The sequence below is a fragment of the Roseobacter insulae genome (genome assembly GCF_019375555.1).
GTDB classification, from domain to species: Bacteria; Pseudomonadota; Alphaproteobacteria; order Rhodobacterales; family Rhodobacteraceae; genus Roseobacter; species Roseobacter insulae.
Map to the genome: position 1 here is coordinate 440,919 of NZ_JAHXDN010000002.1, position 20,547 is coordinate 461,465.

Genomic DNA, 20,547 nt, shown 5'->3' on the forward strand with positions numbered 1-20,547 from the left:
GGACGACGCAATCGCCTGTCACTCTTATCGGAGGCGGGCACTGGAAAATCGGCATGTTCACACTTGGACGCGTGGCCTAACGGTCTCCGCTCAGTGTGATTTTGACTGTCGGATTTCAGACCTGGCAACGCCGTTTTCTAAGGAACACTGAATGACCAAATCGAAGAAACTTGATTTCCGCCCCAACGAATTCGTTGTCTACCCCGCACATGGCGTGGGTCAGATCCTGTCGATCGAAGAACAGGAAGTGGCTGGAATTTCCCTGGAACTCTTCGTCATTTCCTTCGAGAAGGACAAGATGACGCTGCGGGTGCCGACGCATAAGGCGACAGAGATCGGGATGCGCGCGCTGAGCTCGCCGGACGTGATCACCCATGCGATGAAGACGCTGAAAGGCAAGGCCAAGGTCAAACGGGCCATGTGGTCGCGCCGGGCGCAGGAGTATGAGCAAAAGATCAACTCGGGCGATCTGATCGCCATCGCCGAGGTGGTGCGCGACCTGCACCGCACCGATGACCAGCGCGAGCAGAGCTATTCCGAGCGGCAGCTTTACGAAGCCGCCCTGGAGCGTCTGACCCGCGAAGTCGCGGCCGTGAGCGGCGGTGACGAACTGGCTGCGGCCAAGCAGGTTGGGGACGTTCTGGAAAGCCGCGTCGCAGCCTGAGCCCGTTCTTTTCCTGGATTTTGAAACCGCGCCTGACCGGGCGCGGTTTTTTCACGTCAGATGCACCAGCAGTACGGCGAGAATTGCAACCTCGGACAGCTGTTGCGTGGTCCCCAGCACATCACCGGTTTGTCCGGCGATTTTAGCCTTTGCAAGCGCGCCAAGGGCAAGAGCGACACCCAGCGCCACGATCAGGCACAGCACCGCCACCGCGCCGACGCAAATCCCGGCTATCGCCAGCGACAGGCCGAGGCCCCAGATGGCTGTGGTTGTCTCCGGTCTGCCGACACTGCGCGATAACCCGGTCTCGCGCGCATGCGGAAGGGTCGCCATCACGCCGGGCATCACGCCCCGCGACAGCGAGGCGGCGGCGATCACCGGCGCCAGACCCAGCGGCAAGAGCAGCGCATAAGCGCTCCAGCGCAGACCGGTCACCATCAGCAGCGCCAGCAATCCGTAGGTGCCGAGATGACTGTCCTTCATGATCTCCAGACGCCGCGCGGCTTCGTAGCCGCCCCAGAAACCGTCGGCGGAATCTGCCAGCCCGTCTTCGTGCATGGCCCCGGTCAGCAGCATGAGCGCGGCAAGCAGGCCACCTGCCGCAAATGGGGCGGGCACCCCAAGTCCAAGCAGCAGCAGTGCAAAAGACCCCGCGATGACGGCCAGAACCGTCCCCACGATCGGATAGGCCCAGACAGCCTTGGCCATGCGGGCAAAGGAGTCTTCCGGCACCCTCGGTAGTGGCAGGCGAGACAAAAGCGTGCCTGCCAGCAGCACGTCCATCAGCCAAATCGGCAATCTGTCGGTTTTCATGACAAAGGGGCCTTTTCGCGTCTTGCCGGTCCGTCTGCATTGCGTAATGAGATGCAGGACATGTTGCAACTGAGGTGACTAAAATGACAGCGGCTTTTTCCGATCTGGATGGGTTTCGTTCCATATTATCCGCGCAGCCCGGCCAGGATGCTGACGCGGTGTCTGCCGCGACCGCGCGAAACGGTCAGTTGACCAAGCCACCGGCTGCCCTCGGGCGGCTTGAGGATCTTGCCATCTGGTACGCGGGATGGCGCGGGGTGGATCGGCCGGAGATCAAACAGCCGCAAGTCATCGTTTTTGCCGGCAACCACGGGGTCGCTGCACAGGGTGTGTCTGCCTTTCCGCCCGAAGTAACGGAACAGATGGTCTTGAATTTCGAACATGGCGGCGCGGCGATCAACCAGCTGGCGGCGACCTTCGGCGCGCGTCTCGACGTTCACGCCCTGTCGCTTGATCAGCCGACCGCTGATTTCACCCAAGGGCCGGCAATGAGCGCGGCGGAGCTGACCGAAGCGCTTTTGGTTGGCTGGAACGCGGTCGACGAGAGCGCCGACGTGCTGGTGACCGGAGAGATGGGCATCGGGAACACGACACCGGCAGCAGCGCTTGCGACGGCATTATTCGGCGGTGACGCAGAAGACTGGACCGGGCGCGGTACCGGTGTGGATGATGCCGGACTGGTCAATAAAACACGGGTGGTCGCCGAAGGTGTCGCCCTGCACGGGGCGCAGGGTGATGGTCTTGAAACGCTGCGGCGACTGGGCGGGCGTGAACTGGCAGGGATGGCCGGGGCGATTGCCCGGGCGCGCACCCTGCGTATTCCGGTCCTGCTCGATGGATTTATCTGCTGTGCGGCGGCGGCGTGTCTTGAAAAAACCACCGGGGGCGCATTGGATCACTGTGTCGCCGGGCACCTGAGTGCCGAAGGCGCCCATGTGCGCATGTTGCAGGCGCTGGACAAGAAGCCTCTTTTGTCATTGGGGCTGCGGTTGGGCGAGGCCTCCGGCGGGGCGTTGTCCCTGGGGGTTCTCAAGGCGGCTGTGGCCTGCCTCAGCGGGATGGCGACCTTTGCCGAAGCAGGCGTTTCCGACAGCTGAACAGTGAGTGCCGCAAGCCCTTTAGCCCCTTTAGCGCGGGCTTGCGGCCCCTCAGCGTCAGGCGCGCTTCTGTTCGCTGTCGCGGCTCAGGAAGGCCGTTTCCAACTCTTTTTGCAGCTCTTTCGCGCGTTCCAGATAAGCGGGGTTCTGGCTTGCGGGCACGGCAGGATCCCACAGTTGAGCCAATTCCTGAACGGAATGGCGGTCGTGGTGGTAGAAGATCCTTTCGGCCTCGGCCGCCTCGTATTCGCTGAGGCCCATGTTCTCCAGCACGTAGCGGCCCGCCCGCAATGAGCTGTCGAAGAGTTCGCGCACGATGTCATCGGCACCTGCCTGATACAGGCGGTAGACATGGGTTCTGTCCCGCGCCCGCGCCACGATGTGCAGATCCGGGCGCAGTTTGCGGGCGTATTGAACCAGTTTGATTGCAGCTTCCTTGTCATCGAGCGCAACGACCAGAACCCGTGCCGAATCCAACCCGGCGGCGCGCAGGATATCGGGACGTGTCGGGTCACCGAGAAATCCCTTGAAGCCGAACCGTCGCATCACCGCGATCGTCTCCATATCATGGTCGAGCACAACCGTATTGAAACCGTTTGCCTGCACCAGCCGGTTCACGATCTGACCGAAGCGGCCGATGCCGGCAATGATTATCGGGCCTTCGATGTCGATCTCATCTTCGGGCTGCGGTTCCTGCGTGTCCTTGGCGCGTTTCGACAGGGTGTCATAGAGAATGAACAGCAAGGGCGTGATCAGCATTGTCATGGAAATCACCAGCAGCAGCGTCTCTGCAACATCCACCGGGATGACCCCCTGCACAACGGAGAAGGAGACCAGCACAAATCCGAACTCACCGGCCTGCGCGAGGGCAAGCGCAAAAAGCCACTGGTCCTTGCGTTTGAGTTTGAAGGCGCGCCCGAGGATGTAAAGGATCAGCCCCTTGACGATGATCACCAGCAACGCCATCGCAATAATCGCCGGCCAGTTCTCAAAGAGCAGGACAAAATTGATGCCGGCGCCCACAGTGATGAAAAACAAGCCGAGCAACAGGCCTTTGAAAGGTTCGAGGTCGGTTTCCAGCTCGTGGCGGAATTCGGAGCTGGCCAGAACCACGCCCGCGAGAAAAGCGCCGAGGGCCGGAGACAGGCCAACCAGTGTCATCAGGAAGGAAATGCCAACGACGATCAGCAGTGCAAGTGCTGTGTACATCTCGCGTAGGCGGGCGGAATGGATGTAGCGAAACAACGGCCGGGTCAGGAAAACACCGGCCAGCACCACGGCGGCAATGGCGGCGATGGTAACCAGTGTGACCCCCCAGCCCGGCAGGCCCTCTACCAGTGACAGGCTGTGATGGGCCTTGCCATGTGCTTCTTCACCCGCCCGCAGGATGGAGCCGTCATCGGACATCTGCATCGGCACGGTCGCCACCAGCAGCGGCAAGAATGCGAGGATCGGGATGACCGCGATGTCCTGTGTCAGAAGAACCGAAAACACCGACCGCCCGCCGCTTGTCTGCATCAGGCCCTTTTCCGACAGGGTCTGCAGAACGATCGCAGTGGAACTCAGCGACAGGGTCAGGCCGATGGCCAGCGCCACGCCCCAGGGCTGGTGGTAGGCCATGGCGATGCCCATGATCGCCAGCGTGCTGAGCGTGATCTGCAAGCCGCCGAGGCCGATCAGCCGGTGACGCATGTCCCACAGGGCGCGGGGCTCCAGTTCGAGGCCGATCAGGAACAGCATCATCACCACGCCGAATTCCGCAAAATGCTGCAGGTCCTCGGTTTCCGCGCCGACGAGACCCAGGACAGGGCCGATGATGATGCCAGCCGCGAGGTAGCCCAGCACCGATCCCAGCCCGAGGCGCGCGGCAATCGGTACCGCGATCACAGCAGCAGCCAGGTAAATCGAAGCTTGGAAAAGGAAGCTTTCCATGGGGGCGCGGTCTCCTTCGGGGGCGTCAGGTGGGCAGGGGCCCGTCGGTTTTGAGTTGGTCCATCACGATCTGGCTGTGCACACGGGCCACAGCGGGATGGGGCAGCAATACGTCGTGAATCAATGCATTTAATGCCGGCAAGTCAGCGCAGTACACCCGTAATAGATAGTCCGCATCGCCGGTCATTGTCCATGCGCTGGTGATCTCCTGACGGGCGTTTACGAGCCGCGCGAAGCTCTTGGAATGATCGGGCCCGTGGGTGCCGAGGTGAACCTGGACAAAGCCCTGTACATGCAGGCCAAGACGCGCGGGATCGAGCCGGGCGACATAGGCCTGGATGTAGCCTTCGGTTTCCAGTCTCTGGCGCCTGCGGCCCGCCTGACTGGGCGACAGGTTGAGCATTTCGCCCAGTTGCTGTGCCGTCAGATGCGCGTTTTTCTGGAGCGCGGCCAACAACCGTGTGTCCATGGTGTCCAGCATCATGCGTACCTTTTTCGGAATTCATCAAAACTATGCGTGATTTTTGCGCAAACAGCTAGGGTAGACAGTCACAATGCGCGGAAAACGCGCATGTTTGGCGCTATCCTGCCTGTAACTTGCGCAGATTGGCGCGACTCACCCGTTTTTCAAGGAGCACCAGCATGGGTCCTTTCCCGCATGACGCACCCAAATCCACTATCACGGCAGAGAACCCTGCCGGTACGGACGGTTTCGAATTCGTTGAATTTGCACATCCGGACCCTCAGGAGCTGCGCGATCTGTTTGCGCGGATGGGGTATGCGCATGTGGCAAACCACAAGTCCAAGAAAATCGAGCTGTGGCAGCAGGGTGACATTACGTATGTGCTGAATGCGGACCCGGACAGTTTTGCCGCGCGCTTTGTTGAAGAACACGGCCCCTGTGCACCGTCCATGGGGTGGCGTGTCGTCGATGCGCAGCATGCCTTCGATCACGCAGTGTCGAAGGGGGCCACACCCTACGAGGGCGCGGGCAAGGCGCTCGATGTTCCCGCGATTGTCGGGATCGGCGGGTCGCTGCTGTACTTCGTGGATCAGTATTACGACACGAGCCCCTATAACACCGAGTTCGACTGGATCGAACAGTCCAAGCCCGCGGGTGTCGGATTTTACTACCTCGATCACCTGACCCACAACGTTCACAAGGGCAACATGGATAAGTGGTTTAAGTTCTACGGCGACCTGTTCAACTTCAAGGAAATCCGGTTTTTCGACATCGAAGGGAAATTCACCGGCCTGCTGAGCCGTGCCCTGACATCGCCCTGCGGCCGCATTCGCATTCCGATCAACGAGGATCGGGGTGAAACCGGCCAGATTGTCGCCTATCTGAAGAAATACAAAGGTGAGGGCATTCAGCACATCGCCGTTGGATCGAGCAACATCTACGACAGTACAGACGAGATCGCCGCGCGGGGCCTCAAATTCATGCCGGGCCCGCCCGAGACTTACTACGCCATGAGCCGTGACCGGGTGAGCGGCCATGAAGAACCCATCGACCGGATGAAAAAGCACGGCATTCTGATCGACGGCGAAGGTGTCGTGGATGGCGGGGAAACCAAGATCCTGTTGCAGATTTTTTCGAAGACGGTTATCGGGCCGATCTTTTTCGAATTCATTCAGCGCAAGGGCGACGACGGCTTCGGCGAGGGCAACTTCAAGGCATTGTTCGAGAGCATTGAGCAAGAGCAGATCGACAACGGTGAACTGGCCGCTGAATAACGGCGGCTCACCTCTCTCAATCGCCGGGGCACAGGGCTGTGATCTGACGTCGTGAGGTTGCGGGCCACCGGCGAAGCCCGGGCAGGTTACCCTTTCGGCATCTTCAACACGAGGTTGCGGCCGCTCTTTTGGTATCGCAATTCGCTGTCACCGATGGCGGAGATGCGCCCGCCATCTATGCGGTCGCCGACCTGCACCTTCTTGTAGCGGCCATTGGAGAGGCGCACGAGCGCCCGGCGGTCAGACGGGGTGCCGTAAACGCCAATCAGGTTCACCTTGCGCAGGTTGATTGCGTTGCGCACGGTTGCTTCCCGCGCGACGGATGCGCTTGTGGGTATCTTCGGTGTGACCGTGCGGGGGGCGATGCTGGCCGCGCCGACGGACGCAGCGCTGGCCGCGGTTTTCTGCGCGCGCGCCACGATCTGGTTGAAATTGCTTGGGCGTGCGCCGGGTCGCAAGGACGCCGCCAGCGCCAGACGGCTGTCACTGGCCTGAACGGTCGGTGTTTCCTGCGCGGCCGGGGCGGCTGAGGCATCTTCGAGTGGTACAAGACTTGCTGCCGCCGCGGCCGTTGCCGTTTCAACGGCGGAGACCGGCCGGACCGGCGGGCGGTACTGCGCCAATTCCAATCGCGTTAACCCATCCAGTGTCGCCCGCTCCGTCGTTTCTTTGAGATCGCCGGGGCGTGGGCGCGGGCGAAAGGCCGCCAGCTCCGTTTGCACGGGGCTGAGCAGGGCAGCGGGCGTGTCGCGCTGTGGAAAGGTTGCGGGGCGGGCGGGCGGAGCGCCTGCAAATATCTTGATGCCGTCAGGGCTGATTGTCCCCTCGGGGCTGGCGGTCACAAGCCCGCGCTGATCAAGCGCAAATACTGTTCCCGCGGCGGCAGGCGTTCCGGGGTCTTCGAGCGTGATGTCACCTTCGAAACCGGATGCCGGTGGCAGGGCCACGGCGTCAAACGCAGGCTCGATCGGATCGATGCTGGTCACGTATAGATCTTCGATATCCACGAGGGCCGGCGGCTGCGGCACCTCGGGCGCGTGCGGCCAGATCCCCGTTACCGCGTAGCTGGCGCGGTGGTCCTCGTCTGTCGCGATGGACGCTGCCTCGGTATCGTCGTCAATCAGTGGGGTGCGCAGCGCGTCCAGCACCGCCGCATCCTCGTCGGAGAGGTTGGGATCAAGAGAAGCCAGTTCAGGGCTGTCATCTCCGGGGGGCGCAGGCTCCAGTAACGGCGGTGATACCTGTACGGCCTGAGTTTCAATGCTGGCCTTGCCCTTGCTGTCAAAGAAACCGGCCAGCCCGTCCTGCACGAAGCCGGAAGCCCACGCGGCAATACCCGCCAGCACGACAAGAAGCGCAACCGTCAGCGCGAAAGCTACATACCACGGGGCACCCTGGCGGGTTTTGGCCTCGCGTGCGCCAAAGACCGTCAGCCGCTCGGCGTCGACCTTCGGGCCTTTGCTGGGGCGCGGAACAGAGACCGGCGGCACACGGACAGAGCGCGGTTTCGGTGCGACCAGCGTCGGCACGGCCGGTTCGGCAAAGCCCTGCACCGGTTCGGGTGCCGCTGCTTGCGGAAAGGTGGTTTCCGACGCCGCGCGTCGTGGTTTACGGCGACTGCTGAAGGCCGCGGTCTGCGAGATTACGTCGCGCGGCGGGACCTCTGGGTCCGCAATCTCGGGTATGGGCTGCTCGCTTCTGCGAAAGCTCGCCAGCGCATCGCCGAGGCGGTCACGTTCGGAAGCATCATCGGCGGGGGCGGTTTTGACGGTCGGCGCTGGCTGGGTTTCGGCTATTGCGACCGGGGCCTTGGGAATGCCGGCATCCCGCTCGGCAAGCGATATATCGGGCCGCTCGGCCTCGCCGATCATCACGATTGCCACGCCATCGGGCTCAACACTCTGGCCCGGGCCAAGCAACGTTCTCGCCGCCTTCGACGGGCCGAAGAATGGTTCGCCGAGGTAGGTGTTGTCACCCGGAATCGCAACAAAGCTGACCGGGTGGAACCGATGTTCTTCGGCAAAGGCCTCGGCTTCGTCAAGCGTTTCATATGCAACAGCCGCAATATGGGTTCTGTCGCCATCTTCGGAGATGTCGAAGGCCAGTTCATCGACCGGATAGGGTGTCGCGCCATCCAGGGCGGCGCGCGCGGCATCCCGCCGCGCAAGCGTGTCCATGCCCGGCGTGTCGATGCTGAGGTAGCGTATCTGTTCGTTGGGAATAACCAATTTGCAGCGCAGCCCGTCGGGAGCCAGCGCCGTGGCGGTCTTGCGCAGCACGGCCAGTTCACCGGCAAGGCCCGGATCGCCCGGCATAACTTCGCCGACCAGCCGCCACCCCCCTGCGGCACGGAGCAGCAGGCGAACACCTTCAACGGACAGAGAAAGCGCAAAGTTTGGTTTCATGCGTAGGGTTTAACAGTCCCTTGTGAACTTGGACAGAAGGTAAAATTCTTTCCAGATGATATAGCAGGTCTTTGCCGAGAAAAAGTAAATGCGGTCTTAATCGCTTGCCCTTGGCAGAGCAGCGGTGTCTGCTGAAGCGGTATTTTGGAGGATAGTGATGAGACAGGTTTTAAGCGTGTTGATGGTCATGATCTGTTGCGCTGGTGCCGCGTCCGCGGACCAGCTTAGGGTCATCAGCACGACCGGTCACGGTGCCGTGGAAGCCGCGCCGGATATGGCGACGCTGCGGCTAGGCGTCACGCATGAAGCCCGGCAGGCCGCCGACGCGATGACCGCCACATCGCAAGGGGTCGGTGCAGTGTTGTCCCGGCTGACAGAGGCGGGGGTCGCTGCGCGGGATATGCAGACGGACAGTGTCTCGTTGCAGCCGGTCTGGTCAGGTCGCGGGTCGACGTCCACCGCGCCCCCCAAAATCACCGGGTTCGTCGCGAGCAATTCATTGACCGTCCGGGTACGGGATCTCGACACGCTGGGCGGCATTCTTGATCTGGTGGTTAGCGATGGGGCCAATACTTTCAATGGCTTGTCGTTTGGCCTGCAGGAGCCGAAGCCAGCCGCGGATGCGGCCCGGGCAGAGGCCGTGCGGGATGCGATCGACCGGGCGCAACAGTTGGCCGAGGCCGCCGGGTTGGCTCTGGGTCCCATCCAGTCAATCACCGAAAGTGGCGCAATGCCGCGCCCGCAGATGATGGAGATGGCCGCCGCGCGCCAGATGGATGCCCCCATCGCGGCGGGTGAACTGACGGTTGAGGCGCAGGTTCACATCGTCTTCGCCATCGAGGACGACTAGCCCCCCAGCGACCCGACGTGAAAGGGCGCTCGGTGATAGCGCCCTTTTTTTGTATCAGCTTGTCGCCTTGGCCAGAGCCTGATCTAGATCGGCGATCAGGTCATCGGCGCTCTCGATCCCGATTGATACCCGCACGACACCGGGGCCGGCACCGGCCGCTTCCTGCTGTTCCGCCGTCAGCTGACGGTGCGTGGTCGAGGCGGAATGGATCACCAGGCTGCGGGTGTCGCCCAGGTTCGCAACGTGGCTGAAAATCTCCAGCGCGTTCACGAATTTCACGCAGGAATCGTAGCCGCCCTTGATGGCGAAAGTGAAAAGCCCGCCAGCGCCTTTCGGGCAGATCTTCTTGACCCGGTCATTATAGGGGGAGGATTTCAACCCGGCGTATGTCACGTAGTCGACACGTGGGTCATTCTCCAGCCAGGTTGCAAGTTTCTCGGCGTTCTCAACGTGACGTTCCATCCGCAGGGACAGGGTTTCGGTGCCCATCAGCGTGTAATGCGCCGCTTGCGGGTTCATCGTCATGCCCAGATCACGCAGACCGATGGCGATGGAGTGAAAGGTGAAGGCGAGCGGGCCGAAGGTCTCGTGGAACTTCAGACCGTGATACGCGGGTTCGGGCTGGCTGAGCGATGGGAACTTGTCGTTCGCGGACCAGTCGAATTTGCCGGAATCCACGATACAGCCGCCTGTCACCGTCCCGTTGCCGGTAAGGTATTTGGTGGTTGAATGCACAACCAGCGTCGCGCCGTGCTCAATGGGACGGCAGAGAAAGGGCGTGGCCGAAGTGTTGTCCACGATCAGCGGAAGGCCTGCCGCGTCTGAAATCTTGGAGATTGCATCCAGATCCGTGATGTAGCCGCCGGGGTTGGCAATGGATTCGCAGAATACCGCGCGCGTGTCGTCGTTGATCGCCGCCTTGACCGCGTCGAGATCATCGAAGTCGACAAAGGTCGCCTCCCAGCCAAAGCGGTTGATGGTGTGTGAAAACTGGGTGACCGTGCCACCGTAAAGCCGGGTCGACACGACGATGTTCTTACCCGGCCCCATCAGCGGGAAAAGCGCCATGATCTGAGCGGCATGCCCCGACGAACAGCAGGCGGCGCCCACGCCGCCTTCGAGTGTGGCGATACGTTCCTGCAGCACGGCGACGGTCGGGTTGGTCAGGCGCGAGTAGATGAAACCCACTTCCTGAAGGTTGAAAAGCGCTGCCGCATGGTCCGCATCCCGGAACACATAGGCCGTGGTCTGGTAGATCGGCGTCTGGCGTGCACCGGTTGCCGGGTCGGGGCGGGCGCCCGCGTGAATTTGCAAGGTGTCAAAGCCGTAGCTGGGGCCGTCTGTCATGGGGTTCCTCCTGAGGACTTCATTGCGCACATCGTTAGGCCAAGGGGCCAAGGCACACAAGGGCAGGGCGCGGGATCGTCCGGGTCAGCGCATCCAGAACCCGGCAGATTTGATCCTGTTGCGGATTGCGGCTTCGCGGCGCGGCAAATTGTTTTGATCAAACAGCGCGCGGACTTTCGCTCCACGTCCCTGGTAGACCGTGCGCTTGATCGCGGCATGCGCCTTGAGCAACTTCTTGATCTTGTTGGGTGCGGCAACCTCATGGAGCACCTTGATAACGTGATCGCTTTCGCGGGCATAGAGCAGCGGAAACGTGCGATAATGACAACTGACCACCCCATCCAGCAGACCCGCTGGCAGGGTGTGGCGACCGCCCCGCAAGGCGTGGATAACCAGCGGAAGCGCTATCTGATCAAGCCAGGGAAACACTTCCTGTGCACAAAGCGCCTCGGGCGGTGTGTCGCGGATCGCCAGCGCGTATTCCTCGAACCGTTTGCCGAAGGCGCGGGGGCACTTGTAATAGAAATACCCCGCGTTGAAATAGAGATATCGTTGCCAGTACTCGTCTGGTTGTTCGAGATCGAGCGAGCTTTCGAAATCCAACCCGAACTTGTCGTAGAGCGACCGCCAGAGCCCGCCGTAGCCAGGCCCGTAGAGTTCCGGCTTCGGCCATGTGCCTTCGCGTCGGAGCGAGGCGCTGGGGCGGTTGAAATCAAACGGCACCGTCATCAGCTCGCCGGTGATCAGCGTGTCGGTGTCGAAAAAGACAAAGGGTTCCTTTTCCGGCAGCGCGTGCAGCATCTCGATCTTGTTGCCATAGGGATATTGCGCGCCGAAATGACGGCTCTTGAAGGGAAGGATCTGTGCGCCAAGCACTCCCAGCATCTCCCGCACACCGCGGTCCGAGATGCGCGGATCCTTGGGCCATAAGGGTCCCGGTTGCGGTTCCATGATCATCAGGCGCCCGGCGAAACCCGGGCTGGCGTGGCGTAAAGAGGCGGCAAAAAGCAAAGCCTCATAGGTGAGCCGCCCCTGCTGGGCCACGATCACAATGTTGAAGTCTGATCCTGGGGTGTCAGCCGATCCGGCCATAGGTGCCCGTCCCGCAAGGGTGTTTTCGCCGACTATAAGGGCAAGTCACATCCGACTAAAGCGGTTTGCGTGAAGGACGTCGGTGGCAGACTGTCAAATCGTGGAGCATCTCAAGCAGACAAGCCGGTCCAATTCCCTTGGAGGGCGCTTCGCTGGCCTTGAGTTGTCTAATGCTGCATCGCGACATCGGTCAAGGAGACACCCGGGTGTCTTGCGTTGCGATAAGTTGTACGTCGGGGAAATGGTGGGCGACCCTGGAATCGAACCAGGCGTGCGTCTCCGCGAGGGAGTTACAGTCCCCTGCCACACCTTGCGGCCTGTCGCCCACGCCGCTCTTGCATTGCATGAACGGTGAAGGCGTGATTACAAGCGGTGCCATGAGGCGTCAAGGCGAAATCAGAACCTTTTTGACGCGGGCAGCATCGGGATCGGGCAGATGAAAAAACCAAAGTGGGTGGTGCAGAAAGAACAGGGCAAAAAAGCCCAGACCCGCGAAACCCTGTGGCTGTTCGGGTTGCACGCGGTGCGCGATGCGCTGTCGAATCCGCGCCGTGAAAAGCTGCGGCTGATCGTGACGCTGAATGCGCAGAACAAGCTCGCGGATGCCATAGCAGCAGCGGGCATCACGCCGGAAGTTGTGGACCCCAGAAAGTTCAACGCGCCACTGGATCCCGGATCGGTGCATCAGGGGGCGGCGCTCGAAGTGAAGCCGCTGGAGTGGGGCCGTCTGGAAGATGTCTGCATCGGACCGGCTTCGCCGCGGGTTATCTTGCTGGACCGGGTGACCGACCCGCACAACGTGGGAGCGATCCTGCGCTCTGCCGAAGTGCTTGGTGCGTCCGCGGTGATTGGCACGCGGCATCATTCCGCCCCGGAAACCGGCGCGCTTGCCAAGACGGCAAGCGGCGCCCTGGAACGGCAGCCTTACCTGCGGGTGCGCAACCTCGCGGATGCCATCCGGGCGCTGCAGGACATGGGGTATCTGGTGCTGGGGCTCGATGGTGAGGCGACGCAGTCAATCGACGCCGCGATGGAGGGCAAGCGCACACGTCCCGTGGCGCTGGTGCTGGGCGCGGAAGGACCGGGGTTACGCGAAAAAACCAAGGAAACCGTGGATGCGCTGGTGCGTATTGACGCGGCAGGCCGGTTTGGCTCGCTCAACGTCTCAAATGCCGCCGCAATTGCCCTATATGCTACCAGAGCGTCAGGCTAGGGCGCGCGACCAAGAAGGACGCCGAATGCGGTATTCGACCAAGATTGCCACCTGTTGTTACTGTGGAACCCGCGCCGCTCTCGTCCTGGGAAAGAACCGGCATGAGCTGTCGTGTTCAAGCTGCGGTGCACCGCTGCATGAACTCAAGCGCCTGCCGCAGGAGCATCCGGGCAAGACGGAGTTGGTGAAACCCTCCGCCGTGCGGCACACGACATCGCGCCCTGAGAAGAAAAAATACAAAAAATATAAACCAAGGCCGAAGCCCTACAAACGCCGCAAAAGCTTTGTGAAACATATGCTGGAAGAGGCATTTGACGTGATCGAGGATATTTTTGACTAGCTTCACCGGCGTGTTTTCGCGGCCTCCGATTAACGGATCGTTCACAGATTTGCGAGAAGGTCTGGATATACGCGGTTGCGTACTTACTTACGTTTCATATCGATGGGCCCGGAACGCTCGTCGATTTTCAAGACTGTCCCTCGTTCCGTACCTTTGTGCGCCCCGTGCTTCTTAGCATTGGGCGCTCTTTTTTTCCGTGATGACATGGTGTTAGGGTAAGTCCATGACGTATGCAGATGCTTTTCTGAAAGACGTGCTGACCAAAACGCGCCGGATCGCGGTCGTCGGTGTGTCCATGAACCCGGTGCGGCCCAGTTACTACGTCGCGCGGTATCTGACGCTCAAGGGGTATGAAGTTGTCCCCGTAAACCCCGGTCATGTGGGCAAGGTTCTCTTTGGGCAAACCGTGGTGAGCAGTCTGAAGGAGATTGCCGGGGAGGTGGACATGGTCGACATTTTTCGACGCTCGGACGCAGTGCCCGCGATTGTCGAGGAAGCCCTGGCGGTGTTCCCAAACCTGCAAACGATCTGGATGCAGATAGGTGTACAACATCCCGAGGCCGCGGCCATGGCCGAAGCGCGCGGCGTGACGGTCATTCAGAACCGCTGTCCCAAGATCGAGTATCAGCGGCTGTTCGGCGAGTTGCGGATGGGCGGATTTGCCACCGGGGTCATTTCGTCGAAGCTATGAACGAGGCCTAAGAGCGTGCGGCCTTTTCCGCGACGCCCGATTGCGACTGCCGCCGCGCGAGCTCGCTCATCACATCATCCAGAGAGACGTCGCGGGCGACCAGCATGACCAGCAGGTGGTAGAGCACATCTGCGGCCTCCGTTGTCAGCGCTGCCTTGTCACCCCTGACCGCCTCGACAATGGCCTCAATCGCCTCTTCACCGAATTTCTCGGCGCATTTTTCGGGGCCTTTTGCCAGCAACTGCGCCGTCCAGCTGTCTGATGGGTCTGCGGATTTGCGGGTCTGAAGTGTCTCGTACAAGTCTTGCAACGTCATGTCAGCCTCATCGGAATGCCAGCAGCGGCCATATGGGCCTTGGCCTCGGCGATCGTGAAATCGCCGAAGTGAAAGATCGAAGCGGCGAGTACGGCGGAAGCACCGCCTTTCGTCACGCCTTCGACCAGATGGTCGAGCGTACCGACGCCGCCCGATGCGATGACCGGAACGGATACGGCATCGGATATCGCGCGGGTCAGCGGGAGGTTGAATCCGGCCCTCGTGCCGTCACGGTCCATCGAGGTGAGCAGGATCTCCCCTGCGCCCCTGCGCGTGACGGTTTGTGCGAATTCAACCGCGTCAATGCCGGTGGGTTTGCGCCCGCCGTGGGTAAAGATTTCCCATTTTCCGGGGCTGACGGTCTTGGCGTCGATGGCCACGACGATGCACTGGCTGCCAAACTGATCGGCCGCTTCGGCCACAACGTCGGGGTTGGCCACGGCGGCCGAGTTGAAGGACACCTTATCAGCACCCGCCAACAACAGCGCGCGCACGTCCGCAGATGTGCGTACGCCACCGCCCACGGTGAGTGGAATGTAGCAATGCTCGGCCGTACGAGTGACCACGTCAAACATCGTGCCCCGGTTCTCGTGGGTTGCATGAATGTCGAGGAAACACAGCTCGTCGGCGCCAGCCGCATCATAGGCGACGGCGGCATCCACCGGATCGCCTGCATCGCGCAGGTCGACGAAATTCACACCTTTGACAACACGCCCGTCGGCGACGTCGAGACAGGGAATAATGCGGGTTTTCAACATGATGCGGTCATTCTGGCAGAGGAGGGGCCTGCTGATCTGGCGCGGCCCCCGTCGCAACCCGCGCAAGCGCATTCCGGGCGATCAGGATATGGAAGGGCAGGATCGTCGCGAGATAGAGCCTGCCACCGATGTTGTGCGGATGAACCCACGTGGCAAGATAAATCTCACCGGCTGCGCTGAAGACGCTCACCCGAAAATCAAGGTGCCGGTCGTTGAACCCGGCAATCACCTCCTGCGGCGATGACATCTCGACCGGGAAAAGGCCGAGTTTCTCTTTCGCCGCAGGCCCGTCTTTCTTCAGCCCAAAGGGTACAGTCAGGATGTTGCGTAACGCGACCAACCCCTGCGCCCAGCCTGGAAAATCAACAATGATCACGGCGGCATCGGGGGCCGTCATAGTGCTGGTCACCTTGTAGCAGTCGAGGAAATCACCGCCCGCGACGCGGGCATGCAACTGGCTGTCCGTGGGAAGTTGTGTCTTTTCTACACGTGGCTTCATTGGGTTTACGCTGCCAGAGCAGCAAGCGCCTCCTTAAGATCAATCGCCCCATCATAGAGCGCCCGACCGGAAATTGCGCCGTTCAAATCTGCGCCACAATCACGCAGGGCCAGCAGATCCTCCAGCGATGAGACACCGCCCGAAGCGATCACCGGGATCGACACCGCGCGGGCCAGAGCGGCCGTGGCGTCGATGTTGGGGCCGCCCATCGCCCCGTCCCGCAGAATATCGGTGTAGATGATCGCGGCGACACCTGCGTCTTCGAAAGACCTGGCCAGATCGGTAACCTGAACATCTGTTTCCTGTGCCCAGCCCTTGGTCGCGACATAGCCGTTGCGGGCATCGATCCCCACGGCGACCTGCCCGGGAAATTCCCGTGCCGCTTCATGTACAAGCTCGGGGTTTTCGACGGCCACGGTACCCAGAATGACGCGGGACAACCCCTTGCCGAGCCACGTCTCGATCGTGTCGAGGTCGCGGATGCCGCCACCCAGTTGGGTGGGCACCCGGCAGGCCTTCAGAATGGCCTCCACCGGGGCGGCATTGACCGGTGTACCAGCAAAGGCGCCATTAAGGTCTACCAGATGCAACCACGCGCAGCCCGCGGCGACAAAGGCCCTGGCCTGCGCGGCGGGGTCGTCGTTGAACACGGTTGCCTTGTTCATGTCACCATGTACGAGCCGCACGGCCTGACCGTCCTTGAGATCAATGGCGGGGTAGAGGATCATCATTCATTCCAGTCGAATAGCGCGCCAGATGGCCTTTTGCGCTTCATGCACGCAAAGCGACGCATTTGCAACGCGACGCAGGGTCATACTTGCGCACGGCTGCACCGCCGGACAAAGCTCCCGATCAACAGGAGGAAACATCATGAAAAAACTGATCGCAACTGCCGCCCTTTGCGGTGTGATGGGTGGGGCTGCCATGGCTGATCCCATTGAGGGCACATGGCAGACACAGAAGGACGACGGTGCATTTGCACTGGTGAAAATCGCGCCTTGTGGCCCGAATTTCTGTGGCAAGATCGACCGCACCTTCAACGCCGACGGCGAATATGCATCCCCCAACATCGGCAAGACACTGGTGATCGACATGGCCGCCCGGGGCGGTGGCAAGTACAATGGCAAGGTATGGCGGCCGTCCAACGACAAGATTTACATCGGCAAGATCGCGTTGAACGGCGATAGCATGAAACTGTCGGGCTGTGTTGCCGGCGGCCTGATCTGCTCAAAGCAGACATGGGCACGCGTGAAGTAAGCCGGTTTCGCGTGGGTTTTGGTGCATCAAGGACAGGCTTTGGAGGCGGGGTGATAGGTTAGACTTGGTCGCATGGGGGGCGTTGGGTTCAACGCTTCATTAAGAGGTGGTGGATTAAAACAGAGACCAAGCTCCACCACCCTTTACCGGGTGGCGGGTTCATTCTGTCCAGATTTCGTACCGGGCCAATACATGCCGCATCGACGCAAACCAGCCTCCGAAGTGACGCCAGAATACGAAGACGCGGGCTTGTTCAAAAACAAGGTCGGCCAGATTGCCGTCGAATTGGTGCCGCAGATGACCCGCAATTCGCGCCAGGACCTCGTGGTGCGCGGCTTCGTAAACGGCAACATCGAGATCGAAGTTGTCTTCGCGGGCCGCCGTACGAAAGAAATCGGCCCGTTGGAGGCCCAGCTGCGTTCCCTGCGGGCGCATGCGCTGAGTGTTGCAGCGAAGGTGGGGGAGCCGACACCTGACATCGACTTTGTCCGGCTGCCGATCATGGTTGAGGGGGCATGGCGCCCGCGGTTCAAACGCGACCAGACCGGATGGGAAACCCGGAGTTTCAATCTGTTTGCGGCCCGGTGGTCTCTTCGCGACGAAAACGGCACATCGGTTTCCTTTGGTGTGCCACCGGCGGTCACACCCTCGCGGGTGGCCGACTAGCCGTTGACATCCCGCGGCCCGCCCGGCGTCAGGGCCGCCAGCTGAGAAAATTTGCGATCATCCGCAACCCTGCCGATTGACTTTTTTCCGGGTGAAACTGCAGGCCGATCATCGTGCCTGTGCCGACAACGGCCGTGACCTCACCGCCATAGTCAACATGCGCAAGCCGTTGCGCGGCATCGGAAACCGCCATGTGGTAACTGTGCACGAAATAGGCATGGTCACCGGTTTTTATTCCCGCGAACACCGGGTGATCGTCATCCAGGATCAGGTCATTCCAGCCCATGTGAGGCACTTTCAGCGTCGGATCCCGAGGTTCAATTTTCACAACCTCGCCCGCTACCCAGTCAAGGCCACGGGTGTCTTGGTACTCTCGTCCCCAAGTCGCCATAAGTTGCATGCCCACGCAGATGCCCATGAAAGGGCGGCCCTTCTCCTCGATAGCTTCGGTCATGGCGGCATACAGCCCCGAATGCCCCTTGAGTGCGGCCATGCAGGCCGGAAAAGCCCCATCACCGGGCAGCACGATGCGGTCGGCATTCGCCACTACTTCCGCATCGCCGGTGACAACGATGTCGCCGCCGCCGGTTTCCATCGCCATGCGCTCGAACGCCTTATGGGCGGAGTGCAGGTTGCCGCTCTCGTAGTCGATGATTGCCGTTAACACGTCACAGCGCGCCCTTGGTCGATGGAATGGCATCCGTCTTGCGCGGGTCTACTTCAACCGCGTCCCGCAAGGCGCGCGCGACCGATTTGAAGGCCGCCTCGGCGATGTGGTGGCTGTTCAGCCCGTGCAGCATATCGACATGCAGGGTGATGCCTCCATGCGTGCTCAGGGCCTGAAAGAATTCGCGCACCAGTTCACAGTCAAAACTGCCGATCTTCGATGTCGGCAGATCAACATTCCAGATCAGGAAAGGCCGCGCTGAAAGGTCAAGCGCGCAGCGAACCAAGGCATCATCCATCGGCAGCAGACACGCGCCATAGCGCCGGATGCCGCGTTTGTCCCCCAAAGCCGCGCTCAGCGCCTGCCCCAGTGCGATGCCGGTATCTTCAACGGTGTGGTGGTCATCGACGTGCAGATCGCCCGTGGCACGGACCGTCATATCGATCAGCGAGTGGCGCGCCAACTGGTCCAGCATATGGTCGAAAAACCCGACACCCGTCTGATTGTCGTAAGCGCCCGCGCCATCGAGATCGATGGTGACGGTGATCTCTGTTTCAGCGGTCGAGCGGGTCAGGGTATGGCTGCGCATAAGGGCCTCCGGGCCAATGGTATCGCGCGCTCTTATAACAGGCTGTGAAGGCAGGCCAAGACGCGACATTCGGGATTGCGGCCCCTGTGCCGGATATGTCAGCTTAGGGGCAGGGCGCGATGCCCGATCAAGGAGCATTCATGGCCACCTGCGTCTTCATCCAGATCCGTTGCACACCCGGCAAGACGTATCGCGTCGCGGAAGAAATCGCGCTGCGCGAAATTCACTCCGAGCTCTATTCAACGAGTGGCGATTTCGACCTTCTGATGAAGCTCTACATTCCCAAAGAGGCTGACGTGGGAAAATACATCAACGACAAGCTGCTGGACATCGACGGAATTGAGCGATCATTGACCACAATGACGTTCAAAGTCTTTTGAGGCGGTTCCTGTTCCCCTGGGTGGCGATGGCGATGATTGTGGCGGTTCCTGCCCAAGCCCAGCAACGTATCTATTCCGGTGAAGAGGCGGCTGCCCTGCGGTGCGCCAACACGATGGCCTTTACTGCCGTGGCGCTGGAATCCACGGGGCGTCTGGGTGCGGCTGAAAAAGAGGTCATGCTGAACATTACCGTTCGCATCCTTGACCTGCATGTCAGCGGCACATGGCGCCAGAAGAAAGCCGCGCTGCGGATCGTGCGCGACCGCCGCGATGTTTTCGAGACGCTGGAAGACTTCGAGCGCTACGCGAATCAGTGTCTGGTGCAGTTTCCGATCAACTGATACCCCGGTTTTAGCCGTCTCGCCATTTGGTCCGATCCCGCTTGATTTTGCGGTTTTTCTGGACACACGCGAGAATTGTACCCTAAGATTATTCTATTTTAGGGGGAATTATTCATGTTTATGTATCTGCGCTATTGCGTGTTTTTTGTTGCGCTTGCCGCCTGTGGTCCCACTGCGGAACGCGTGACGGCGAATTTCCAGTACTCGAATGCGGGCAGTCTCGGGACACAGAACGCCGGTCTTTTTGAGCCGGGGTCGCTGTTTTTGTGGAACACCCAGACCAACGAGTTGAGCTTTCTCGACGTGCTGGATCTGACACCTGTGGGCGGATCGCCAGCGCCCGCCAATATCACCTCATCGAATGTTTCGGCGATTGAGATCAGTGGCGTGCCTGTCGGCAGCAACAATGATCTGGTGCGCGCGCGGGTCGGCGCGCAGGCGGCCTTCACCGCGAAATCTGCCTTGCGCGAGGACTACAAGAACCTTGTAACGGCCCTGGCCAATTACGTCGGCGAAATGGTTGCCGAAGGGACCGACCCGGATCTTGCGTTGCGACCCCGCGACCCCGGATTCCGGCTGGTGCTTGTCAGATCCGTCATTCGCGCCGAGGATTCGGAGTTGCGCATCGGGGGGACGGACGCCACCGACCCCAACAGTGTTGTCGCGGTCGACGTGGGGTCCGGCGTGTCCTTCAATGTGCGGGCGGGCAGCAGCACGTCATGTTCCAACCCGCAGGGTTCGGCGTCTGGGACTTTGCCGGCCTGTTTCTTCAACGTCGCGATTTTCGATCCGCAATACGTCGAGGGCAATCCGCGCATGCAGTTCAACAGGGTGGTTGAACCCGCGGATAATCTCGCGGATGCCCTGCGCAGCCTGCGCTGAAGCCACGTCAA

24 protein-coding genes and 1 tRNA gene are annotated in these 20,547 nt (G+C 60.9%); 12 read left to right on the forward strand and 13 right to left on the reverse strand.

Features of this window, described 5'->3' with window-relative positions; all coding sequences use genetic code 11:
• Positions 1-151: 151 nt before the first annotated feature.
• Positions 152-664 carry a CarD family transcriptional regulator gene (locus tag KX928_RS08300; protein WP_195820682.1) on the forward strand — a complete coding sequence of 171 codons (513 nt, stop codon included), beginning with the start codon at positions 152-154 and terminating at the stop codon, positions 662-664.
• Positions 665-715: 51 nt separating this feature from the next.
• On the opposite strand, the gene KX928_RS08305 is transcribed toward KX928_RS08300, so the two are convergent.
• The gene (locus KX928_RS08305) at positions 716-1,477 is read right to left on the reverse strand and encodes an adenosylcobinamide-GDP ribazoletransferase (RefSeq protein ID WP_219500926.1); all 762 of its coding nucleotides are present in this window, start codon (positions 1,475-1,477) and stop codon (positions 716-718) included.
• Positions 1,478-1,560: 83 nt separating this feature from the next.
• On the opposite strand from KX928_RS08305, the gene cobT reads away from it, so the two are divergent.
• Positions 1,561-2,574: a nicotinate-nucleotide--dimethylbenzimidazole phosphoribosyltransferase gene (cobT, locus tag KX928_RS08310; protein ID WP_219500927.1), complete on the forward strand. Its 1,014-nt coding sequence runs from the start codon at positions 1,561-1,563 to the stop codon at positions 2,572-2,574.
• A 57-nt stretch (positions 2,575-2,631) separates the two neighbouring features.
• Here the strand turns inward: cobT and KX928_RS08315 are convergent, their stop codons facing one another.
• Positions 2,632-4,506, reverse strand: coding sequence for a monovalent cation:proton antiporter-2 (CPA2) family protein (locus KX928_RS08315; RefSeq protein ID WP_219500929.1), 1,875 nt, complete (start codon positions 4,504-4,506; stop codon positions 2,632-2,634).
• A gap of 25 nt (positions 4,507-4,531) precedes the next feature.
• Positions 4,532-4,987 (reverse strand): Lrp/AsnC family transcriptional regulator, encoded by a 456-nt coding sequence (locus KX928_RS08320; protein WP_219502074.1) that lies wholly within the window; start codon positions 4,985-4,987, stop codon positions 4,532-4,534.
• Positions 4,988-5,148: 161 nt separating this feature from the next.
• On the opposite strand from KX928_RS08320, the gene hppD reads away from it, so the two are divergent.
• On the forward strand, positions 5,149-6,243 hold the full coding sequence (gene hppD / locus KX928_RS08325) for a 4-hydroxyphenylpyruvate dioxygenase (protein WP_219500931.1): 1,095 nt from the start codon (positions 5,149-5,151) through the stop codon (positions 6,241-6,243).
• Positions 6,244-6,329: 86 nt separating this feature from the next.
• Here hppD and KX928_RS08330 read toward each other — a convergent pair whose 3' ends face one another.
• A complete protein-coding gene (locus KX928_RS08330) occupies positions 6,330-8,648 on the reverse strand; it encodes a hypothetical protein (RefSeq protein ID WP_219500933.1) in 2,319 nt (772 codons plus the stop codon).
• Positions 8,649-8,805: 157 nt separating this feature from the next.
• On the opposite strand from KX928_RS08330, the gene KX928_RS08335 reads away from it, so the two are divergent.
• Positions 8,806-9,498 (forward strand): SIMPL domain-containing protein, encoded by a 693-nt coding sequence (locus KX928_RS08335; protein WP_219500935.1) that lies wholly within the window; start codon positions 8,806-8,808, stop codon positions 9,496-9,498.
• Positions 9,499-9,552: 54 nt separating this feature from the next.
• Here KX928_RS08335 and KX928_RS08340 read toward each other — a convergent pair whose 3' ends face one another.
• The 3 genes from KX928_RS08340 to KX928_RS08350 form a co-directional block, all read right to left on the reverse strand.
• Positions 9,553-10,845 (reverse strand): O-acetylhomoserine aminocarboxypropyltransferase/cysteine synthase family protein, encoded by a 1,293-nt coding sequence (locus tag KX928_RS08340; protein WP_219500936.1) that lies wholly within the window; start codon positions 10,843-10,845, stop codon positions 9,553-9,555.
• A gap of 84 nt (positions 10,846-10,929) precedes the next feature.
• On the reverse strand, positions 10,930-11,937 hold the full coding sequence (locus tag KX928_RS08345; protein ID WP_219500938.1) for a GT-B fold glycosyltransferase domain-containing protein: 1,008 nt from the start codon (positions 11,935-11,937) through the stop codon (positions 10,930-10,932).
• Between the two features lie 242 nt (positions 11,938-12,179).
• Positions 12,180-12,263: transfer RNA gene (locus KX928_RS08350), tRNA-Tyr, on the reverse strand.
• Between the two features lie 110 nt (positions 12,264-12,373).
• Here KX928_RS08350 and rlmB point away from each other — a divergent pair.
• From rlmB to KX928_RS08365, 3 genes are all read left to right on the forward strand, one after another.
• A complete protein-coding gene (rlmB, locus tag KX928_RS08355; protein WP_219500941.1) occupies positions 12,374-13,150 on the forward strand; it encodes a 23S rRNA (guanosine(2251)-2'-O)-methyltransferase RlmB in 777 nt (258 codons plus the stop codon).
• 25 nt (positions 13,151-13,175) lie between these two features.
• Entirely contained in the window at positions 13,176-13,490 is a 315-nt protein-coding gene (locus KX928_RS08360; protein ID WP_219500943.1) for a hypothetical protein, read from the forward strand.
• A 223-nt stretch (positions 13,491-13,713) separates the two neighbouring features.
• A complete protein-coding gene (locus KX928_RS08365) occupies positions 13,714-14,181 on the forward strand; it encodes a CoA-binding protein (protein WP_219500945.1) in 468 nt (155 codons plus the stop codon).
• Between the two features lie 7 nt (positions 14,182-14,188).
• On the opposite strand, the gene KX928_RS08370 is transcribed toward KX928_RS08365, so the two are convergent.
• Genes KX928_RS08370 through hisA form a run of 4 tightly spaced genes read right to left on the reverse strand, consistent with a single transcriptional unit; the run spans position 14,189 to position 16,482 of the window.
• Positions 14,189-14,497 carry a phosphoribosyl-ATP diphosphatase gene (locus KX928_RS08370; RefSeq protein ID WP_219500949.1) on the reverse strand — a complete coding sequence of 103 codons (309 nt, stop codon included), beginning with the start codon at positions 14,495-14,497 and terminating at the stop codon, positions 14,189-14,191.
• Positions 14,494-15,255: an imidazole glycerol phosphate synthase subunit HisF gene (gene hisF, locus KX928_RS08375; RefSeq protein ID WP_219500951.1), complete on the reverse strand. Its 762-nt coding sequence runs from the start codon at positions 15,253-15,255 to the stop codon at positions 14,494-14,496. Before hisF ends, KX928_RS08370 begins: the two co-directional genes overlap by 4 nt.
• Before the next feature lie 7 nt (positions 15,256-15,262).
• A complete protein-coding gene (locus KX928_RS08380) occupies positions 15,263-15,754 on the reverse strand; it encodes a DUF2867 domain-containing protein (protein WP_219500953.1) in 492 nt (163 codons plus the stop codon).
• A gap of 5 nt (positions 15,755-15,759) precedes the next feature.
• Positions 15,760-16,482, reverse strand: a complete 723-nt coding sequence (hisA, locus tag KX928_RS08385) for a 1-(5-phosphoribosyl)-5-[(5-phosphoribosylamino)methylideneamino]imidazole-4-carboxamide isomerase (protein WP_219500955.1) — start codon at positions 16,480-16,482, stop codon at positions 15,760-15,762.
• Between the two features lie 142 nt (positions 16,483-16,624).
• On the opposite strand from hisA, the gene KX928_RS08390 reads away from it, so the two are divergent.
• Positions 16,625-17,011, forward strand: a complete 387-nt coding sequence (locus KX928_RS08390) for a DUF2147 domain-containing protein (protein ID WP_219500957.1) — start codon at positions 16,625-16,627, stop codon at positions 17,009-17,011.
• A gap of 192 nt (positions 17,012-17,203) precedes the next feature.
• Positions 17,204-17,677: a hypothetical protein gene (locus KX928_RS08395; RefSeq protein ID WP_219500958.1), complete on the forward strand. Its 474-nt coding sequence runs from the start codon at positions 17,204-17,206 to the stop codon at positions 17,675-17,677.
• Positions 17,678-17,705: 28 nt separating this feature from the next.
• Here KX928_RS08395 and hisH read toward each other — a convergent pair whose 3' ends face one another.
• Positions 17,706-18,344, reverse strand: coding sequence for an imidazole glycerol phosphate synthase subunit HisH (gene hisH / locus KX928_RS08400; RefSeq protein ID WP_219500959.1), 639 nt, complete (start codon positions 18,342-18,344; stop codon positions 17,706-17,708).
• Position 18,345: 1 nt separating this feature from the next.
• A complete protein-coding gene (hisB, locus tag KX928_RS08405; protein WP_219500960.1) occupies positions 18,346-18,933 on the reverse strand; it encodes an imidazoleglycerol-phosphate dehydratase HisB in 588 nt (195 codons plus the stop codon).
• 140 nt (positions 18,934-19,073) lie between these two features.
• Between hisB and KX928_RS08410 the strand changes: the two genes are divergently transcribed.
• The 3 genes from KX928_RS08410 (at position 19,074) to KX928_RS08420 (ending at position 20,536) form a co-directional block, all read left to right on the forward strand.
• Positions 19,074-19,313 (forward strand): Lrp/AsnC ligand binding domain-containing protein, encoded by a 240-nt coding sequence (locus KX928_RS08410; protein ID WP_219500961.1) that lies wholly within the window; start codon positions 19,074-19,076, stop codon positions 19,311-19,313.
• 32 nt (positions 19,314-19,345) lie between these two features.
• Complete coding sequence (locus KX928_RS08415; protein ID WP_257883638.1) at positions 19,346-19,654, forward strand: hypothetical protein; 309 nt, start codon at positions 19,346-19,348, stop codon at positions 19,652-19,654.
• A gap of 114 nt (positions 19,655-19,768) precedes the next feature.
• Positions 19,769-20,536, forward strand: coding sequence for a hypothetical protein (locus KX928_RS08420; protein WP_219500963.1), 768 nt, complete (start codon positions 19,769-19,771; stop codon positions 20,534-20,536).
• Positions 20,537-20,547 lie beyond the last annotated feature (11 nt).

What these genes read in the sequence shown, in the direction of transcription:
- KX928_RS08360 (WP_219500943.1), top strand. Translation starts at nt 13,176, where the DNA reads ATGCGGTATTCGACCAAGATTGCCACCTGTTGTTACTGTGGAACCCGC.
- KX928_RS08320 (WP_219502074.1), bottom strand. Translation starts at nt 4,987, where the DNA reads ATGCTGGACACCATGGACACACGGTTGTTGGCCGCGCTCCAGAAAAAC.
- KX928_RS08365 (WP_219500945.1), top strand. Translation starts at nt 13,714, where the DNA reads ATGACGTATGCAGATGCTTTTCTGAAAGACGTGCTGACCAAAACGCGC.
- hisF (WP_219500951.1), bottom strand. Translation starts at nt 15,255, where the DNA reads ATGTTGAAAACCCGCATTATTCCCTGTCTCGACGTCGCCGACGGGCGT.
- hppD (WP_219500931.1), top strand. Translation starts at nt 5,149, where the DNA reads ATGGGTCCTTTCCCGCATGACGCACCCAAATCCACTATCACGGCAGAG.
- KX928_RS08315 (WP_219500929.1), bottom strand. Translation starts at nt 4,506, where the DNA reads ATGGAAAGCTTCCTTTTCCAAGCTTCGATTTACCTGGCTGCTGCTGTG.
- KX928_RS08395 (WP_219500958.1), top strand. Translation starts at nt 17,204, where the DNA reads ATGCCGCATCGACGCAAACCAGCCTCCGAAGTGACGCCAGAATACGAA.
- KX928_RS08305 (WP_219500926.1), bottom strand. Translation starts at nt 1,477, where the DNA reads ATGAAAACCGACAGATTGCCGATTTGGCTGATGGACGTGCTGCTGGCA.
- hisB (WP_219500960.1), bottom strand. Translation starts at nt 18,933, where the DNA reads ATGCGCAGCCATACCCTGACCCGCTCGACCGCTGAAACAGAGATCACC.
- KX928_RS08330 (WP_219500933.1), bottom strand. Translation starts at nt 8,648, where the DNA reads ATGAAACCAAACTTTGCGCTTTCTCTGTCCGTTGAAGGTGTTCGCCTG.
- KX928_RS08300 (WP_195820682.1), top strand. Translation starts at nt 152, where the DNA reads ATGACCAAATCGAAGAAACTTGATTTCCGCCCCAACGAATTCGTTGTC.
- KX928_RS08340 (WP_219500936.1), bottom strand. Translation starts at nt 10,845, where the DNA reads ATGACAGACGGCCCCAGCTACGGCTTTGACACCTTGCAAATTCACGCG.
- KX928_RS08420 (WP_219500963.1), top strand. Translation starts at nt 19,769, where the DNA reads ATGTTTATGTATCTGCGCTATTGCGTGTTTTTTGTTGCGCTTGCCGCC.
- KX928_RS08335 (WP_219500935.1), top strand. Translation starts at nt 8,806, where the DNA reads ATGAGACAGGTTTTAAGCGTGTTGATGGTCATGATCTGTTGCGCTGGT.
- cobT (WP_219500927.1), top strand. Translation starts at nt 1,561, where the DNA reads ATGACAGCGGCTTTTTCCGATCTGGATGGGTTTCGTTCCATATTATCC.
- KX928_RS08390 (WP_219500957.1), top strand. Translation starts at nt 16,625, where the DNA reads ATGAAAAAACTGATCGCAACTGCCGCCCTTTGCGGTGTGATGGGTGGG.
- KX928_RS08370 (WP_219500949.1), bottom strand. Translation starts at nt 14,497, where the DNA reads ATGACGTTGCAAGACTTGTACGAGACACTTCAGACCCGCAAATCCGCA.
- KX928_RS08410 (WP_219500961.1), top strand. Translation starts at nt 19,074, where the DNA reads ATGGCCACCTGCGTCTTCATCCAGATCCGTTGCACACCCGGCAAGACG.
- KX928_RS08415 (WP_257883638.1), top strand. Translation starts at nt 19,346, where the DNA reads ATGATTGTGGCGGTTCCTGCCCAAGCCCAGCAACGTATCTATTCCGGT.
- KX928_RS08345 (WP_219500938.1), bottom strand. Translation starts at nt 11,937, where the DNA reads ATGGCCGGATCGGCTGACACCCCAGGATCAGACTTCAACATTGTGATC.
- KX928_RS08380 (WP_219500953.1), bottom strand. Translation starts at nt 15,754, where the DNA reads ATGAAGCCACGTGTAGAAAAGACACAACTTCCCACGGACAGCCAGTTG.
- rlmB (WP_219500941.1), top strand. Translation starts at nt 12,374, where the DNA reads ATGAAAAAACCAAAGTGGGTGGTGCAGAAAGAACAGGGCAAAAAAGCC.
- hisA (WP_219500955.1), bottom strand. Translation starts at nt 16,482, where the DNA reads ATGATCCTCTACCCCGCCATTGATCTCAAGGACGGTCAGGCCGTGCGG.